General features: G+C 55.3%; 15 protein-coding genes. 7 read left to right on the top strand and 8 right to left on the bottom strand.

Annotation, left to right across the window (positions count from 1 at the left end; translation table 11 throughout):
* Window positions 1–12: 12 nt before the first annotated feature.
* From hpt to dacB, 3 genes are read right to left on the bottom strand one after another with little or no spacing between them, the layout of a single operon-like run.
* Window positions 13–621 carry a hypoxanthine phosphoribosyltransferase gene (hpt, locus tag C5Y44_RS08320; protein ID WP_105324500.1) on the bottom strand — a complete coding sequence of 203 codons (609 nt, stop codon included), beginning with the start codon at window positions 619–621 and terminating at the stop codon, window positions 13–15.
* A 44-nt stretch (window positions 622–665) separates the two neighbouring features.
* A complete protein-coding gene (gene tilS, locus C5Y44_RS08315) occupies window positions 666–1,781 on the bottom strand; it encodes a tRNA lysidine(34) synthetase TilS (protein WP_105324499.1) in 1,116 nt (371 codons plus the stop codon).
* Window positions 1,750–3,045 carry a D-alanyl-D-alanine carboxypeptidase/D-alanyl-D-alanine-endopeptidase gene (dacB, locus tag C5Y44_RS08310; RefSeq protein WP_105324498.1) on the bottom strand — a complete coding sequence of 432 codons (1,296 nt, stop codon included), beginning with the start codon at window positions 3,043–3,045 and terminating at the stop codon, window positions 1,750–1,752. The genes tilS and dacB overlap by 32 nt, the downstream gene beginning before the upstream one ends.
* Before the next feature lie 146 nt (window positions 3,046–3,191).
* On the opposite strand from dacB, the gene C5Y44_RS08305 reads away from it, so the two are divergent.
* The 5 genes from C5Y44_RS08305 (at window position 3,192) to C5Y44_RS08285 (ending at window position 9,553) form a co-directional block, all read left to right on the top strand.
* Window positions 3,192–3,668: an inorganic diphosphatase gene (locus C5Y44_RS08305; protein ID WP_066796430.1), complete on the top strand. Its 477-nt coding sequence runs from the start codon at window positions 3,192–3,194 to the stop codon at window positions 3,666–3,668.
* A 121-nt stretch (window positions 3,669–3,789) separates the two neighbouring features.
* Window positions 3,790–4,092: a rhodanese-like domain-containing protein gene (locus tag C5Y44_RS08300; RefSeq protein WP_075723550.1), complete on the top strand. Its 303-nt coding sequence runs from the start codon at window positions 3,790–3,792 to the stop codon at window positions 4,090–4,092.
* 70 nt (window positions 4,093–4,162) lie between these two features.
* A complete protein-coding gene (locus C5Y44_RS08295) occupies window positions 4,163–4,627 on the top strand; it encodes a MarR family winged helix-turn-helix transcriptional regulator (RefSeq protein WP_105324497.1) in 465 nt (154 codons plus the stop codon).
* A 3-nt stretch (window positions 4,628–4,630) separates the two neighbouring features.
* A complete protein-coding gene (locus tag C5Y44_RS08290; RefSeq protein WP_105324496.1) occupies window positions 4,631–8,488 on the top strand; it encodes a Pls/PosA family non-ribosomal peptide synthetase in 3,858 nt (1,285 codons plus the stop codon).
* 306 nt (window positions 8,489–8,794) lie between these two features.
* Complete coding sequence (locus C5Y44_RS08285) at window positions 8,795–9,553, top strand: SDR family NAD(P)-dependent oxidoreductase (RefSeq protein ID WP_105324495.1); 759 nt, start codon at window positions 8,795–8,797, stop codon at window positions 9,551–9,553.
* A gap of 415 nt (window positions 9,554–9,968) precedes the next feature.
* Here C5Y44_RS08285 and C5Y44_RS08280 read toward each other — a convergent pair whose 3' ends face one another.
* The gene (locus C5Y44_RS08280; protein WP_105324494.1) at window positions 9,969–10,475 is read right to left on the bottom strand and encodes a hypothetical protein; all 507 of its coding nucleotides are present in this window, start codon (window positions 10,473–10,475) and stop codon (window positions 9,969–9,971) included.
* A 49-nt stretch (window positions 10,476–10,524) separates the two neighbouring features.
* Between C5Y44_RS08280 and C5Y44_RS08275 the strand changes: the two genes are divergently transcribed.
* Window positions 10,525–11,397: a cytochrome b/b6 domain-containing protein gene (locus C5Y44_RS08275; protein WP_233189916.1), complete on the top strand. Its 873-nt coding sequence runs from the start codon at window positions 10,525–10,527 to the stop codon at window positions 11,395–11,397.
* An 80-nt stretch (window positions 11,398–11,477) separates the two neighbouring features.
* On the opposite strand, the gene ppk2 is transcribed toward C5Y44_RS08275, so the two are convergent.
* The 4 genes from ppk2 to groL all read right to left on the bottom strand — a co-directional run bounded on the left by ppk2 (window position 11,478) and on the right by groL (window position 15,337).
* Window positions 11,478–12,377: a polyphosphate kinase 2 gene (ppk2, locus tag C5Y44_RS08270; protein WP_105324493.1), complete on the bottom strand. Its 900-nt coding sequence runs from the start codon at window positions 12,375–12,377 to the stop codon at window positions 11,478–11,480.
* Window positions 12,378–12,513: 136 nt separating this feature from the next.
* The gene (locus tag C5Y44_RS13380) at window positions 12,514–12,639 is read right to left on the bottom strand and encodes a porin (RefSeq protein ID WP_199186012.1); all 126 of its coding nucleotides are present in this window, start codon (window positions 12,637–12,639) and stop codon (window positions 12,514–12,516) included.
* Between the two features lie 88 nt (window positions 12,640–12,727).
* Complete coding sequence (locus C5Y44_RS08265; RefSeq protein ID WP_105324492.1) at window positions 12,728–13,024, bottom strand: PorH family porin; 297 nt, start codon at window positions 13,022–13,024, stop codon at window positions 12,728–12,730.
* A gap of 675 nt (window positions 13,025–13,699) precedes the next feature.
* A complete protein-coding gene (groL, locus tag C5Y44_RS08260; RefSeq protein WP_066838704.1) occupies window positions 13,700–15,337 on the bottom strand; it encodes a chaperonin GroEL in 1,638 nt (545 codons plus the stop codon).
* Window positions 15,338–15,657: 320 nt separating this feature from the next.
* Between groL and C5Y44_RS08255 the strand changes: the two genes are divergently transcribed.
* Window positions 15,658–16,998, top strand: a complete 1,341-nt coding sequence (locus tag C5Y44_RS08255) for a dipeptidase (RefSeq protein ID WP_105324491.1) — start codon at window positions 15,658–15,660, stop codon at window positions 16,996–16,998.
* The last annotated feature ends 17 nt before the right edge of the window (window positions 16,999–17,015 follow it).

Below are 17,015 nucleotides of genomic sequence, written 5' to 3'. Positions count from 1 at the left end.
AAGCGTTACAGTTTAGTGGTTGGAGTAAACGTCTGGGTGCAAAGTGCCAATGTATGGCAGGTCGCGGTAGCGCTCTGCATAGTCCAGGCCGTAGCCGATGGCGAATTCATTAGGGATGTCAAAGCCCACGTCATAAAGGTCAATCTTGGCGGTGACTACTTCTGGCTTACGCAGCAAAGTAATAACTTCCAAAGACTTCGGGTGACGGCCTTTGAGGTTGCGCAGCAACCAGGACAGGGTCAGGCCGGAGTCAATGATGTCTTCCACGATGAGCACATCGCGGTTTTCAATCTCGCGGTCCAGGTCCTTCAAAATTCGCACGACGCCAGACGATGAGGTGGAGTTTCCATAAGAGGAAACAGCCATGAACTCAATCTGGGACGGGATAGACAGTGCGCGCGCAAAGTCGGTGAGGAAGTAAACTGCGCCCTTGAGTACGCAGATGAGCAGCAGGTCCTCTTCTGCATCTGCGTAGTCTTTGGAGACTTTGTCCGCGAGCTCCTGGATTCTTGCTTGGAGGTTCTCCTCGCTAATCAGGACTGATTCAACGTCGTTGCCATAACGGTGTGGTGGGACGTTAAAGTCTTTGGATTCTACTAGCGCAGTTTCATTGTGAGCCATGGTCGCCCTTTCTAATGAGCCGGTTTTAGGACCTTTAAGGTGGCTTAGGGTGCGTTAGAACGCAATAGTCTCAGTTTGCCACCATCTCGCACGACTTCCAACCTACTATCCGGGTTTTTCGCGTGCGCATCACCCACGGCTACACCGCCTTGTCCGCTCCAGGCGCTGCATAAAGCGTCAATTGCTGCGAGCCCGGCGCGCGAAACGAAGATATCTTTGGCAACTAACCAGCGGGCAATTATTCGCTTTCTTACAGGTTGGGCAAGGGCGCTCAGGTTGTTGCAGTCCAGCTCTTCGCTCTTTTCGATGCTTTTTCCACCACCTTTTTCATACTCTGAAATCACGGTGGCAAAGAAATCTTCATCGGCGGCGATATCATCTCCCGCTGCGGCCAAAGGCGCGATGGCGTCTCCGCCGATGATCTCTGAGAGCATTGGCAAAATCTGCTTGCGCATGGCCACGCGACGAAAATCCTCGCGCTCATTGTGCGGATCCTGCCAAGCTTCCACTTCCAGTTCAGCACAGGCGCCTTGAGTATTGGCCCGACGAATCTGCAGCAGCGGGCGCACAATGCGCGCGCCTTCAATCTCGGTTTCATAAGACATGGCCCTGGCACGCCCGCGCAGCGCACTTAAAAGCAGCGTCTCGGCTTGATCTTCAGCGGTGTGCGCGACAAAAACAGGGGGATTCGCTAAACGCTCATCCCCCATAGACAAGTCATCCCCAGTGGATTGATCAGACCGCACGGCGTTTGAGGATTCCGAAAACGCCGCGTAGCGAACCCGGCGCGCTTCGGCTTCCATACCATCGGCAGCAGCAGGTGCAACGTGCACTGGAATCACCAGTGCCTTGGCACCCCAGCGTCGCGCCTGGGCGGCAGCGGCTTCTGCGACCTCACGTGATCCTTCCTGCAGTCCATGATCGATGCACAGAGCGAGAACCCTCGTATCTCTTTCACGGGTTTCAGCACAAAGGGCTGCACACAGCGCTAAAGAATCTGCGCCGCCGGAGAGTCCGACGCACACGACCTCGGGGTATCCCAAATCTTCAAGGCTACGCCGGACTGCGACGCGCACTTGCAGAAAGTGCGGGGATTTCCGGGGCCAAAAAGGTGCGCTAGACACGTTCTTAGTACTCCCGCAGCACACTCGCCATGGCATCTTGAGCCTGACGAGCACCTAAGATATCGCCATCATTGACTAAGAAGGTAAAGGCATACACTGTGCCGGATTCACCCAGAGCGGTTCCACTTAGTGCTGATACTCCCGTCAAAGTGCCAGTCTTTGCGCGCACAAAACCTTTACCCGATAGGTCTGCGTAGCGGTCAGCCAAGGTGCCTTCACCGCCTGCCACGGGAAGATATCCCAGTACTTCTCGCAGCGGTTCATTGCTAGCAGCATCAGCAATGATGTGCGTGAGCAAGTCCGCGGTGATGCGGTTATCTTCCGACAGCCCCGAATTGTCCTTAATCGTGATGCCCTCAGTATTGAAGGAAGCATCCGAAAGAGTCTTTAAGGTTGCTTTGGTTGCACCCTCAAAGCTCGGCTCAGCACCAGCGGCCAGAGCAAGCTCCCGAGCGATAGCTTCAGCCATGACATTGTCGGAATGTTTCATCATCTGCTCTGCGCGAATGCCAAAAGGTTCGGATTCCACGGCAGCAATAGGTTCAGCCCCCTCGGGGACTTCGCCGGTGCCAACATTGGGGGCATCGATACGCTCAGCGAGTGCGCTGGCCACATCCACAGCTGGAGTATGTGAGCGCGGCACATCACCTTCCGTATCGCCTAAGCGACCGCCGTACAACATCGCTGGCTGCATAGGTGCTACAAAGCCGCCGTCCACATTGGTCGGATCCCAGCCAGGCGCTTGGTCATCGCCGGACCAAATGCTGGTATCAATCAAGACCGTATCTATACTGTCTGCACCTTCACCGCTGGCCTGAATCTCTTCAGCCAGCTCATCCATTTGCTCAGTAGTCATCCATACATCGCCGGCAGCTTTAATAACCACCGTGTTACTGCCCGGAGCGCGCAGGACTTCGGTTTTCAGCTTCTCGTTGTCATCGATAAGCAATGCGGCAGCTGCCGCGGTTAAGACCTTGGTTGACGATGCTGGAATCAACGCCTCTTTAGCATCATGCTCCCACAGCACTTCCCCCGTTGAGGTGTTGATGACTTGTGCGCCCAAGGTCGGCAGCGCTGGGCTTTGTGCCATCTCATCTAAACGCGCGGGCATATCCGCGGTATCCACCGCTTGTGGCTGTTGCGGCTGCACCAACTGACTTACCTCGGGCGGCTGCGGAGCCTGGCCATGATCCAGCTCGCTGTACTCCTGATGCACAGCAACTCCCAGCGCCGCGGTCGAACCGACAGCTGCGGCGGTGACAACTGTTACTGCAATCCAGGCGACGTGTTTAGCTTTCATCGCCCTTTAGCCTAGCGCGCGGCAACTCACGGGGCGGCAAAAGGTAGACTATGGCTCGTACTATCTCCTCCCGCAATACGTGAGCGACCAGCATGGGTAGCTCACTGGGAAATTACACCGTTAGTTAAGGAAAGGACGCGTCAATCGTGAGCGTTGAAGTAACCATTGAAATCCCAAAGGGTTCGCGTAATAAGTACGAAATCGATCATGAAACCGGCAAGGTCTACCTTGATCGTTACCTGTTTACCCCAATGGCTTACCCAGCAGACTATGGCTTCATTGACCACACCTTGGGCGAAGACGGCGACCCACTAGACGCACTGGTTCTGCTGCCAGAGTCCGTCTTCCCAGGTGTAGTTGTGAAGGCTCGCATCCTCGGCGTCTTCAAGATGACCGATGAAGCTGGCGGAGACGACAAGTTGCTGTGCGTTGTCGACGACCCACGTTCCGAGCGCTACCAGGACATCGGCGATGTTGAGCAGCACATCAAGGATGAAATCGAGCACTTCTTCACCCGCTACAAGGACCTGGAGCCAAACAAGGAAGTAACCGGTTCCGGCTGGGGCGACAAGGCTGAAGCAGAAGAAATCCACAAGGAAGCCATCGAGCGCTTCGGTAACTAGTCGCAAACATCTACAAAGTAAGTACTTACTTTGCACCCGGGTAGCACGGCCGCTTATTTAACGGTTGAATTGCTACCCGGGTCTTGCGATCTCTGGGCAAAACAAACGTAAGATGGTGGACATGTATGAGGTATCACCAAAAGATGTTCCCGCTAACGCACAGCTAATCGATGTCCGCGAGGACGACGAATACGCAATCGACCGCGCCCAAGGCGTCATCCACATTCCCATGGGAGATATCCCCGAACGCTACAAAGAAATTGACCCGGACAAAGATATCTACGTCATCTGCAAAGCAGGTGGACGTTCCATGCAGGTCTGTGGCTACCTAGAAAATGCTTTGGGTTGGGACAATGTGATCAACGTCGCCGGCGGCACCGATGCGTGGCGCGATCAGGGCTTGCCGATGGAAACACCCAGCTAAGCGCCTAAAATAATTAGTGGACAACCACAATCATTTAGACAACGAATGGTAGGGGCGCTACTATCGTCTTATGAGTTCCACTAATTCCCACGCAGTGCCAACTTCACTGCTGCAATCCCCATCTTTTCAATTAGAACGCCTGCGCCGTCGCACCCGCGATTGCGTCGACGCTGCCCTTGCTGCGCATAAGACCACCATCCGTGAGTTCTGGGTTCTCACCTGTCTGGTGGAAGAAGACGCTGCCTCCCAGTCTTTTCTTTCCGAAACGCTAGCTATCGATGCCTCCGATATGGTGCGTTTGATTGACGCTCTGGAAAAGCGTGGCTGGGCCAAGCGTGAGCGCGACCCGAAAGACCGCCGCCGTCAGATTGTGGCCTCCACAAAGAAGGGCACCAAGACCCAAGCAGAGCTCGCCGAGCTGGTTGTTGCTGCTGAGGATGAGGCTTTGAATGATTCCACCTCGAAGCAGCTGAAGCATTTGCGTAAACTGGCGCAGGTCATTATTGATGCCGACTCAGAAGATGAGGGCCAATAAGAAATGAGCGACCCCCTGGCCACTATTCCGGACCAGTACCTCCTACAAGACAAAGCTCCCGCCCCTCGGACCCTCTGGGATGTAGTGCGCGCTTCTGCTGCGCAGTATCCCGAAGCCGCCGCCATCGATGACGGCGAAATTTTGACCTACGCCGAGCTCATCCAAGATGTAGAAGCCTGGGCAGCTGATTTACGCCAGCATGGAGTAATGCGCGGTGACCACATCGGCATCCGCATGAGCTCTGGCCAACGCGATCTCTACCTTGCGATTTTGGCAACCCTTGCCGCAGGTGCCGCCTACGTGCCTGTCGATGCCGACGATCCTGATGAGCGCGCCGAGATGGTCTTCGGCGAAGCAGGAATCAATGGTATTTTCACCGATGAGGGCTTTCGCAAGCTCAACCCTTCCACCGGCGTTGACCAAGATGAACCGCATCTAGAAGATACCGCCTGGATCATTTTTACCTCTGGCTCCACGGGCAAGCCCAAAGGCGTTGCGGTTACGCACCGCTCCGCTGCTGCCTTTGTTGATGCCGAGGCAGCCTTATTTTTGCAAGATAACCCACTCGGTCCTGAAGACCGCGTGCTCGCGGGACTTTCCGTTGCTTTCGATGCCTCTTGTGAGGAAATGTGGCTGGCTTGGGGGCACGGCGCGTGTTTGGTTCCGGCCCCACGTGCTTTGGTGCGCTCTGGCATGGATCTTGGCCCTTGGCTAATCCGCCGAGACATCACGGTAGTCTCCACCGTTCCGACGCTGGCGGGTCTGTGGCCAGCAGAAGCTTTAGATAATGTCCGCCTGCTTATCGTCGGCGGCGAGGCATGTTCTCAAGAACTCGTCAACCGCTTAGCTACCTCGGACCGGGAAATGTGGAACACCTACGGTCCAACCGAAGCAACGGTCGTCGCCTCAGCAGCCATGCTGCAACCAGATCACCCCGTATCCATTGGCCTGCCGCTTAATGGTTGGGACCTTGTTGTCATCGATAGTGAGGAAAACCCGGTTCGCCCTGGGGAAGTCGGCGAGCTCGTCATCGGCGGCGTGGGTCTTGCCCGCTATCTCGATGCCGAAAAGGACGCGGAGAAATACGCCCCGCTACCTTCTGTCGGATGGGAACGTGCTTACCGCACCGGTGACCACGTGCGCTTGGAAGAAGATGGTCTGTACTTTGTCGGCCGCGTCGATGACCAAGTCAAAATCGGTGGCCGCCGCATTGAGCTCGGTGAGGTCGAAGCCAACGTCGCTGCTTTGCCGAACGTCTACAACTCCGCTGTCGCGGTCAACAAGACTGCCGCTGGGGAATCAGTACTTGTCGGCTACGTATCTTTAGAAGACCCAGATTTAGGCTTTGACCACCGAGCTGCCAAAGAACGCCTGGCTGAAACCATGCCTGCCGCGCTGGTTCCGCGCATTTGCGTGATGGATGAGCTTCCGATTCGTACCTCCGGCAAGGTCGATAAGAAAGCCTTGCCGTGGCCACTACCTGGTGTGGGTATCGAAGCAGTCGGTCTAAGCGAGACCGAAGAGTGGCTCGCCCAGCTCTTCGTTGACGTTTTGGGCGTCTCCGTTGAAGACGAAGACGCCGATTTCTTCACCCTCGGCGGTACTTCCCTCGCGGCGGCGACTTTAGTCGGCCGCATCCGTGAGCGCTTCCCCACTGTTGCGGTGCGTGATCTCTATGATCATCCACGCCTTGGTTCTTTGGCAGAAATCATCGATGCCACTGCGCCTTCGGCACAAAATATGGAAAAGCGCCACGTGAAACCCGTTGGCGCCGGCACGCGTTTGCTGCAGTTTTTATGGCAGCTTCCAACAATGACTTTGGCAGCAACCAATTGGCTAGCCTGGCTACTCTTCGGTTCTAATATTGCCGACGCGCTCGGCGTGGATTTCGCCCCGCACACTTCCTGGCCACTGGTCATCGTCTTCCTCCTTGTCTTTGCTTCCCCATTGGGCCGCATTCCTATTGGAGCTTTTGGCGCGCGCTTGCTCACAGCCGGTATTACGCCTGGCAATTACCCACGTGGCGGCTCCGTGCACATGCGCATTTGGGCTGCAGAACGCTGGAGTGATGCCTCGGGCGCACGCTCTATTGCAGGTGCAACCTGGGTTTTGACGTATGCGCGCCTATTGGGCGTAAAAGTTGGCAAATCCGTTGACTTGCACTCACTCCCACCGGTCACAGGCCTATTGACCTTAGGCGAGCACTGCGCGATCGAACCGGAAGTCGACTTAGCTGGCTACTGGCTCGACGGCGATATCCTGCGCGTCGGTGCCATTGAAGTGCAAGCCGGCGCTCGTATTGGCGCACGCTCGCAACTGATGCCGGGCACGGTTATCGGCGAAGAAGCCCACATCGAAGCTGGCTCTACCGTCACCGGTGAGAAGAAAGTCAAAGCGCACGCACGCTGGTCGGGTTCTCCCGCCAAGAAAGTGGGCCGTTCTAAGCACCGCTTCCCGGACCACGCACCTTCCCGTCGCGCCTGGTGGGTCCCTATTTACGGTGCGACCTCTATGCTGCTCGCGGCTCAGCCTTTGGTAGCGATTGCACTCGCAGCTTTTGTCATCATCTCTTTGGTTCAGCTCACCGATGGCAATGGGTTTGTCGGCGCGGTGCTCTTTGCCCCGGTCGGCGCGCTTGCTGCCTTCGCCTTCTACATGGTGCAGACCTGGCTCGGAGTTCGTATTCTGTCGATTGGGCTGCAGCCGGGAGTCTTTCCGGTTCGTTCTGCTCGCGGCTGGCGGATTTGGGCCATCGAAAAGCTGATGGACGATGCCCGCACCTATCTCTTTCCGCTCTATGCCGGTCAATTAACTCCGCTGTGGCTGCGTTCTTTGGGCGCCACCATTGGCAAGGACGTGGAAATCTCCACTGCCGTGATGGTTCCAAAATTCACCGAAGTGAAAGACGGCGCTTTCCTTGCCGATGACACGCTTATCGGCGGCTATGAACTTGGCGGCGGCTGGATGTCCTCCGGACTTGCCAAAGTGGGCAAGCGTTCCTTCGTTGGTAACTCTGGCATTACAGCGCCAGGGCGCAAGTTGGCAAAGAACTCCCTGGTGGCAGTGCTGTCTTCAACACCAAAGAAGACTAAGTCGGGCGCTAACTGGTGGGGATCCCCACCGGAGCGCATGCGCCGTGTGGAAGCATCGGTAGGCGAAGGCGAGTCTTTGACCTACAACCCGCCACTGCGTGCAAAGGTCGCGCGCGGTGTCGTGGAAACTTTGCGCCTATTGGCTTCTGCTGCCTCTGCCATGCTGCTTGCCGCAGTACTGAGCACCATGGTGGTTTTGCTCAATTCCGTTGGTCTTGGCCTAACCTGGCTGCTTTCGGGTCTGGTGCTGATAGCCGCCGGCATCATCGCCGTGACCGTAACAATCGTGGTCAAGTGGGTGTGCGTGGGTAAGCACAAGGCCGCTGATCACCCATTGTGGTCGGCATTCGTATGGCTGAATGAGCTTCAAGATGCCTTTGTGGAAACCGTCGCCGCACCGTGGTTTTTCAACCACTCCATGGGTACTGCAGAACTTAATACCTCCCTGCGTCTCCTCGGCGTTAAGATCGGCCGCGGCGCCTGGATTGAGTCCTACTGGTTCCCCGAAACGGACCTATGCCACATCGGTGCCGGCGCTACCGTCGGACCGGGCACGGTCGTGCAAACGCACCTTTTCCAGGACCGCGTAATGAGCCTGGACACCGTCACTGTCGATGACGGCGCTACCTTGGCCGCACACTCGGTGGCGCTACCAGCAGCTCGTATTCATGCCGGCGCAACGGTTGCTCCTGGCTCTTTGGTAATGCGCGGGGACCAAGTTCCGGGTCACACCACCTGGCAAGGTAATCCGATTGAACCCGTGAATTAATCGAGTAGAGCTCGACAGTGTGGCGTTTTCGTCTCAGCAAAAATGTCGTTCACCCCCACGTGGCCTGCATATTTACCGGCTCAGATCGCGAAATTTCACAGATTCCTAGATTCCCCAGGGGCGCGCCTTTACAGTAATCCACATCACCTTCTGGTGGATGAGAGGAGCAGTATGGCGAAACAACTTCTGCCTTGCAAGGGCGTCACAGCTTTACCAAATCCCGCGCCTATTGCTGCCGGAGTGCTCGCAGTTCTCCGCAGCGGGCAAAGCCATGTACACAAATCTTCAGTTGGAAAAGGATAAATCATGGATATCTCTGCAAAGACCGCACTAGTAACCGGTGGCGCTTCCGGGCTTGGGCTTGCCACCACAACCATGCTGGCACTTGCGGGCGCCCGTGTTGTGGTCATTGACCTGCCGAGCGCCGATCAAAGCCTTCTCAATGACATCGAAGGGGATGTTGTCTTCGCGCCTGCCGATGTCACCAGCGAGGACGACGTGCAGCGCGCTGTTGATATCGCGAATGAAAACCACGACCTGGCTATCGTAGTCAACTGCGCTGGCATGCTTAACGGGTTTAAGACTGCGGGTTCTAAAGGCCCATTTCCCTTCGAAGATTTCACCAAGGTCGTCGACGTAAATCTGAATGGCACTTTTAATGTTATCCGCTTGAGTGCCCAAGCAATGCTGGATAATCCTGCCGATGGCGAAGAACGCGGCGTGATTGTTAACACGGCATCGGTCGCAGCATTCGACGGTCAAATGGGGCAAGCTGCTTACGCTGCCTCAAAGGCTGGCATTGCTGGATTGACTCTGCCTGTTGCGCGTGACCTTGCGCGTTCGCTCATTCGGGTTGTTGCCATCGCACCCGGCACTTTTGAAACGCCCATGGTGGCGACTATGTCAGACGAGGTTAAAGACTCTTTAGGTAAGCAAGTTCCGCACCCTGCCCGTTTGGGAAAGCCCACTGAGTACGCTCAGTTAGTGGAATCCATCATCCGTAATCCGATGCTCAACGGAGAAACCATTCGCCTAGACGGCGCCATCCGCATGGGAATGCGTTAGCACAAGTACGTCAAAGTTCTCCTTCCTGCCCACCAAATAAGTTCATAGTCAGACCTGCATACTTTTGGTAATTCGGCTCTCCATTTGGATGCCGTGCATTCGTCACAGACAATAGGACTGATGATTACTTCCAGATAAACTGCAGTCTGGGTGACGTGAGTGAGCGTAGAAGGGACAAATAGATGACCGGCAATCTTCACGATGGCCTCCCTAATAAAGAAGGCAACGTACCACCGCCTTCTGCCCCTCCTGCTCCCACCGCTGGCGTGCCTTCAGCTCCGTCTGCTCCCACCACTCCAACTACACCTGCCGCATCGGCCGTACCCGCCGCGCCCGCACCTCCAAGCAATACGGAACCTACTGTGCCCAGCGCACCGAGTGCGCCTCAAGCACCAGCTGCTCCGACACCGTCGGCTCACGCCTCCGCTGTACCTGCCGCACCAAATGTTCCTGCTGCTCCGACGGCCCCCAATGTTGCGGCTGCACCGCTAGCACCCGCAACACCTGTAGCTTCCACCGCACCCGCGGCACCTGCTGCGCCGGCTGCGCCCGCACCTCCAACTAGTACGGACACACCTGTGCCCGGCGCACCGAGTGCGCCCCAAGCACCAGCTGCTCCGACACCTCCGGCAGCGCCTGCATCCGCGATACCCGCCGCACCAAGTGTTCCTGGTGCTCCCGCGGCTGCAAGCGCACCGCAGGCACCACTAGCGCCAACTTCCGCGGCGCCGGGGGCTCCCGCTGCCCCGAGCGTTCCCGGCGCACCGTCCGCCCCTGCGGCACCGAGTAGCCCCAACGCACCTTCCACTCCGGCTGCGCCACAAGCAAGTGCGCCTTCCAAGCCAGCGGCTCCAGCAACGCACAAGCCAGCAGCAGCGAAGTCGACTGCAAAGCCCGCCGAGGCAAAGAAGGCCGCTGACAAGAGTTATGGTCGCTTCACGCTAAAACAATGGATCGGTGGAGGAATCCTCGTGATCATCGGCCTGGCAGTTCTTCTTGCATTAGCAGTTTTTGCGGCAAGGTATTTCTTCACGACAGAGATGGGTACAGATTTTCTTAACCGCTACTCCGGACACACGGCGCTGCCTGATGATGCGCCAGTCGGCATCCCTGCCTGGATGAGCTGGCAGCACTTCTTCAACTTCTTCTTCATCGTGCTGATTATTCGCAGTGGTCTGCAGATCCGATATGAGCGCAAGCCAAGCGCTTATGTCACACCGAAGCTGTCGAAGAAGAAAATCAGCTTGACCATGTGGTTCCACCTCTCGCTGGATATCCTTTGGGTTGTCAATGGTCTAATTTTCATCATTCTGCTGTTTGTTACTGGTCACTGGATGCGTGTTGTTCCAACCAGTTGGGACGTGTTCCCGAACGCTCTATCGGCCGGTCTGCAATATCTGACCTTGGACTGGCCAACTGAAAATGGTTGGGTCAATTACAACGCGCTTCAGTTGCTGTCGTACTTTGTCACGATTTTTATCGCTGCTCCCCTGGCTATCATCTCTGGTTTCCGACTCAGCAGCTTCTGGTCCAAGAAGTGGACAAAGGCGTCCCAGTTCTACCCAGCTCCGGTGGCACGCAAGATTCACCTGCCTGTGATGCTCTACTTCGTCATCTTTATCGTGATTCACGTAGTACTTGTCGTCAGCACTGGCATGCTGCGAAACCTCAACTCCATGTTCGCTGCGCAAGGCGATGTCGACCCGTCAGTGTACGCAAATAACTGGACCGGGTTCTTCTTCTTCCTCGGTGCACTGGTGGCTATTGCAGCCGCTTGGGTTGCTGCCCGCCCGATGGTGCTAGCGCCAGTTGCGCGACTGTTTGGCAAGGTGACAGCCCGCTAGTTTCTCAGGTTCTAAAAAGTGATGGTCGCTGCGAAGATTCGCAGCGACCATCACTTTTCTTTGACTGACACTAAGCCGTATTAATCACCAATCTGGTTACGACCACGCTTGACGATATTCTCGTCAGGCTCCCCCACGACCGCATGGTCTTTATTGGTGTATTCAAACTTGCTTAAGACATAGCGCATCGCATTAATACGAGCGCGTTTCTTGTCATTCGACTTGATCGTAATCCACGGAGACTCATCCGTATCCGTGTAACGGAATTGCTCCTCTTTGGCGCGGGTGTAGTCATCCCACTTATCCAAAGATGCCAAGTCCATCGGAGATAGCTTCCACTGGCGCACCGGGTCAATCTGGCGGATAGCGAAGCGCGTGCGCTGTTCTTTACGAGTGACAGAGAACCACAGCTTTGTCAGGGAGATTCCAGATCCTAAAAGCATGTTTTCTAGCATCGGTACTTCACGCAAGAATTCCGCGTGCTGTGATTCGGTACAAAAACCCATAACTCGCTCAACACCGGAACGGTTGTACCAGGAGCGGTCGAAGAATACGATTTCTCCGCCGGCTGGGAAGTGCTTGATGTAGCGCTGGAAGTACCACGAGGTAGATTCGCGCGGCGATGGCTTTTCTAAGGCCACAGTGCGCGCACCACGCGGATTAAGGTGCTCATTAAAGCGCTTGATAGTTCCACCCTTACCGGCGGCGTCACGGCCTTCAAACAAGATGATGTGGCGCTGTCCTGTCTCCTTGGTCCAGTTCTGCCACTTCAGCAGCTCAATTTGCAGAGCGCGCTTGGTAACTTCGTATTCTTCGCGCGACATACGCTCTTCATACGGGTAGTTCTCGCGCCAAGTTTGAACGGCGGAACCATCCGGCATAATCAGGCTCGGATCATCCTCGTCCGAGTCGTCGACGACATAACCGTCGGTCTTTGCCAGATCGATTACTGGTAATTCATCATCTTTAATATCAGCCATGCTGCTAGTTTAATCGCTAAAAGTATTTCCGGCGCGGTGAGCAACCTGTTATTTATCACTAAGTTTGATCAACAAAGCCCCCGCTCAAAAGCAGGGGCTTCGGGTTAGCTACAACAAAGGCAGTAGCTAAAGGTTATTAGGAAACCAAGCCGATGAGCTTAGCTGCAGCGCCAGCCCACTTGCCAGCTGGCTCCAAAATCAAGATTAGGGAACCGATGACGCCATCAGAGGACAGGGTGTTCCAAGTTTCGAGAAAATCCATTTTTACTCCTTTAGGGGTGCAATGCACAAGACTTTATTACTGCGCACTGAAAGATAAATAGTTGATTGGTGCCTAAATGGCAACCGAATTACTCAGCGTCTTCTGCCTTGGAAGACAGGCCAGCTTCAGCATCGGAGCCTTCAGACGACAGACCGGTGTCAGCGTTAGAGGTGTCGTCGGAGGAGCTGAGCAAGCTGGAGGTGAAGTCCAAGTCGTTCTCAAAAATGTGGGTAGCCTCCTTCTCGCCTTCACCGGTTACGAAGCCGTCACCGAACCAGCCGAAAACCTTGCTCAAAATCTGTGCAGGAAGCTGCAGGAAGTCGCCAATTGCGCCTGCGAAGGTAGAGAAGGTTTCGAGCTGTTCCTTGATGAAAGACAGATCCATGTGGGTCTCCTATGTGAAGTCCGGACTCTTGCCCGGAGGTGTTTGCGGATTTGCAGACACCCTATCGGGCGTCACTCCATGTATCTTGTCACAATTGGGTCACTTTTCAAGGGCAAAACAGAAAAAAGTTTTACCGGAAATATTGCCAACCCACTAAAGGCAGCCTTACCTTCCTTCAGAAGGTTAATTAACAATAATCCCTGGGCATGAAGTTGCGATCCTGAGCAGGGGGTTTAATGTGGTGTTTACGTGGAGTTTTGCAGAATTCACCAAGGTAAATATTGGTTTACGCTTAAACTATTGACAGGCGGCCGTTAAGTACCTGAAATTTTGGTCAAAAAGTTTTAAGGCAGAAGGCATCACTACCCAAATCCGGGGTTAATTTAAGCGCGCTTCAAATCTTCAACGCCGCCGGAAATGGCGAAAATTGATTGAAGTCTTAGAAAAAGCTCGGAACACGGAATGGGTTTGTATCTATATCTAATACGTCACAGTTGGCTAGTTTTGGGGACAAACCTACATTTTGTTATCAATTTGAGATAATACTGCCGCTGAAACTTGAGCTCCTTCTACTCTTCAGGCACGACAAAGCCCACCGTATCCTTAATTGAAGGAAACGGTGGGCTTTTAAACAAGCGCTAAAAGCGCTGTGCCGCGTTTATAGCGGGGATGGACTTAGAAGCCCATGCCGCCCATTGCGTCAGCGTCTGGCATAGCTGGAGCGTTTGGCTCTGGCTTGTCAGCAACGACTGCCTCAGTGGTGAGGAACAGTGCAGCAATGGAGGTAGCGTTCTGCAGAGCAGAGCGGGTGACCTTAACTGGGTCGTTGATGCCAGCTTCCATCAGGTCAACGTACTCACCGGTCTGAGCGTTCAGGCCCTGGCCGTCAGGCAGGGACGCAACCTTGTCAGCAACAACGCCTGGCTCGAGACCAGCGTTGAAAGCAATCTGCTTCAGTGGAGCGGACAGTGCGGAGCGAACGATGTTCGCACCGGTTGCCTCATCACCGGTCAGCTCGAGGGAGTCCAGAGCAGCAGCAGCCTGTAGCAGCGCTACGCCACCGCCGGCAACGATGCCCTCTTCAACAGCAGCCTTTGCGTTGCGGACTGCGTCCTCAATGCGGTGCTTGCGTTCCTTGAGCTCAACCTCAGTTGCAGCGCCGACCTTCAGGACTGCGACACCGCCGGAGAGCTTAGCCAAGCGCTCCTGCAGCTTCTCGCGGTCGTAATCGGAATCGGAGTTATCGATCTCAGCGCGGATCTGCTTGATGCGGCCGTCGATCTGCTCCTGGGAGCCAGCACCCTGAACGATGGTGGTCTCATCCTTGGTGACAACAACCTTGCGTGCCTGACCCAGCAATGGCAGGTCAGCGGTCTCTAGAGACAGGCCAACTTCTTCAGAAATAACCTGGCCGCCGGTCAAGATTGCCATGTCCTGCAGGGTTGCCTTACGGCGGTCGCCGAAGCCAGGTGCCTTAACAGCAACGGACTTGAAGGTGCCGCGGATCTTGTTAACAACCAGGGTGGACAGTGCTTCGCCCTCGACATCTTCAGCGATGATCAAAAGTGGCTTGCCGGACTGCATGACCTTCTCCAGTAGTGGAACGAGGTCCTTGATGTTTGCAATCTTGGAGGAGACCAGCAGGATGTATGGGTCTTCAAGGACTGCTTCCTGACGCTCAACGTCGGTTGCGAAGTAGCCAGAGATGTAGCCCTTGTCGAAGCGCATACCTTCGGTAACCTCGAGGTCAACACCAAAGGTGTTGGACTCTTCGACGGTGATAACGGAGTCCTTGTTTACAGCACCGTTGCCGACGGTGTACATAGCTTCAGCGATCTTCTCGCCGATTGCTGGGTCCGCTGCGGAAATGCCAGCGGTGGTAGCAATCTGCTCCTGGGTTTCAATTTCCTTAGCGGAAGCCAGAAGAGCTTCAACAACAGTCTTGGTTGCTGCCTCAATGCCGCGCTTGATGCCCATTGGGTTAGAGCCAGCAGCTACGTTGCGCAGACCTTCGCGAACCAGAGCCTGAGCCAAAACGGTTGCGGTGGTGGTGCCGTCGCCAGCGACGTCATCAGTCTTCTTGGCAACTTCCTTAACCAGCTCAGCGCCGATCTTTTCGTATGGATCCTCGAGCTCAATTTCGCGAGCGATGGAAACACCGTCATTAGTAATGGTTGGAGCGCCCCAGCTCTTTTCCAAAACGACGTTGCGTCCCTTTGGTCCAAGTGTCACCTTTACTGCATCTGCCAGAGTGTTAAGACCACTCTCAAGACCACGACGTGCCTCTTCATCGAAGGCAATAATCTTTGCCATAGTGTTTTAATCTCCTAGATTGGGTTTCACTCAAGGTTTATGTTCCACGCAGGCGCCCGCGACGGCAGGATTGGTGAGTGTGTACCAACCTCAACCTGGTGTCAGCAACCATTCTGGCACTCAGCCCCCTCGAGTGCAAGAAAAAAGCTACTGGCGATCATAAATCTCCAGCTCACCAGCGTGGCTGCACATGTCATTATTTTCTCTCCTAGTTGGCAGCATCGGACCAGAAGCTCCCGACACAGTCAATTTCGTCGCATTCCCTGCCATTCTTGGTCATTCCATGTAATGGAACAAGCCCGCGGTGTAAGTTGGGGAACATGGCTGACATTAAGGAAATTATTCAAGGCGATCGCGAGAAAATCTTCGCCCAATTATCTGAACTTGTTAGTTTCAACTCGGTTCACACCTTTGCCGAACTCAAAGACCAGATGGACGGCGCGAAGTCGTGGGTTTCCACGGCGCTGCAAGAAGCAGGTCTTCAGGTTGAAGAACACGTTACCGAAGATGGCTCCGTCACGCTCTTGGGCACCCGCGCCGGCAAGGAAGGCGCCAAGACGGTTCTTCTCTATTCGCACTATGACGTGGTGCCGGCAGGTGACCTCGATAAGTGGGAGTCCGATCCGTTCACCCTCACCGAGCGTAATGGCCGCTGGTACGCCCGCGGCGCAGCAGACTGCAAGGGCAATGTGGTTATGCACTTAGCCGCTTTGCGCGCGCTGGATGAAACTGGCGGTTCGGACCTTAATATCAAGGTGCTCATTGAAGGCTCCGAAGAAATGGGCGGCGCTGGCCTGTCCAAGCTGATTGCGCAAAGCCCCGAAGCATTTGCTGCCGATGCCATCTTGATTGCCGATTGCGGCAACTGGGCCGTAGGCGAGCCAACCTTGACTTCTTCTCTGCGTGGCTCGGCCCAGATTCGCGTGCAGATGGATACGCTTTCGAGCCCCGCGCACTCCGGCCAGTTCGGTGGTGCAGCACCAGATGCGGTTAAGGCGTTGATGCGCACGCTAGATTCGCTTTACGATGCCTCCGGTGCCACCGTTATCGACGGCACCGATTCCGCAGCTAAGTGGGAGGGTCGTCCTTATCCAGCTGAGGAATTCCGCAAGGATGCACGCTTGCTGGAAGGCACAGAAATTGCCGGCGATGAAGACACTAATCCTGGTGACTTGGTGTGGGCACGTCCTTCGGTCACTGTTACCGGTTTTACCTCCACTCCTGTTGACCAAGCGGTCAATGCGGTGCCTGCAACCGCAGAAGCGCTGCTCAATGTACGCGTGCCCGCCGCCTCCGACCCACAAGAAATTGCCGAAGCTGTTGTTGCACACCTAAAGGCGCACACTCCTTTCGGCGCGCACATTACCGCTGAGATCATCGAAGCTGCACGCGGCTTCGAAACTGACCTCACCAAGCCGGCGCTGAAGGTTCTCGAGCAGTGCCTGGCCGATTCTTATGGCAAAGAGACGACGACCACCGGCATGGGCGGCTCTATTCCGCTGACGGTGGAGCTCCAAGATGCGCACCCAGATGCAGAGATTGCACTGTTCGGTGTCGAAGAGCCACTATGTGCTATCCACTCCCCTAATGAATCCGTCGATCCATCGGAGATTGAACATATCGCTATTGCAGAAGCACTATTTTTGCAGCGCTACCAGTAGTTACAGCAGTAACTACA

The sequence above is a fragment of the Corynebacterium sp. J010B-136 genome, assembly GCF_002967075.1.
In the GTDB taxonomy this organism is placed as follows: domain Bacteria; phylum Actinomycetota; class Actinomycetes; order Mycobacteriales; family Mycobacteriaceae; genus Corynebacterium.
This window is presented reverse-complemented; position numbering and strand designations above follow the sequence as displayed.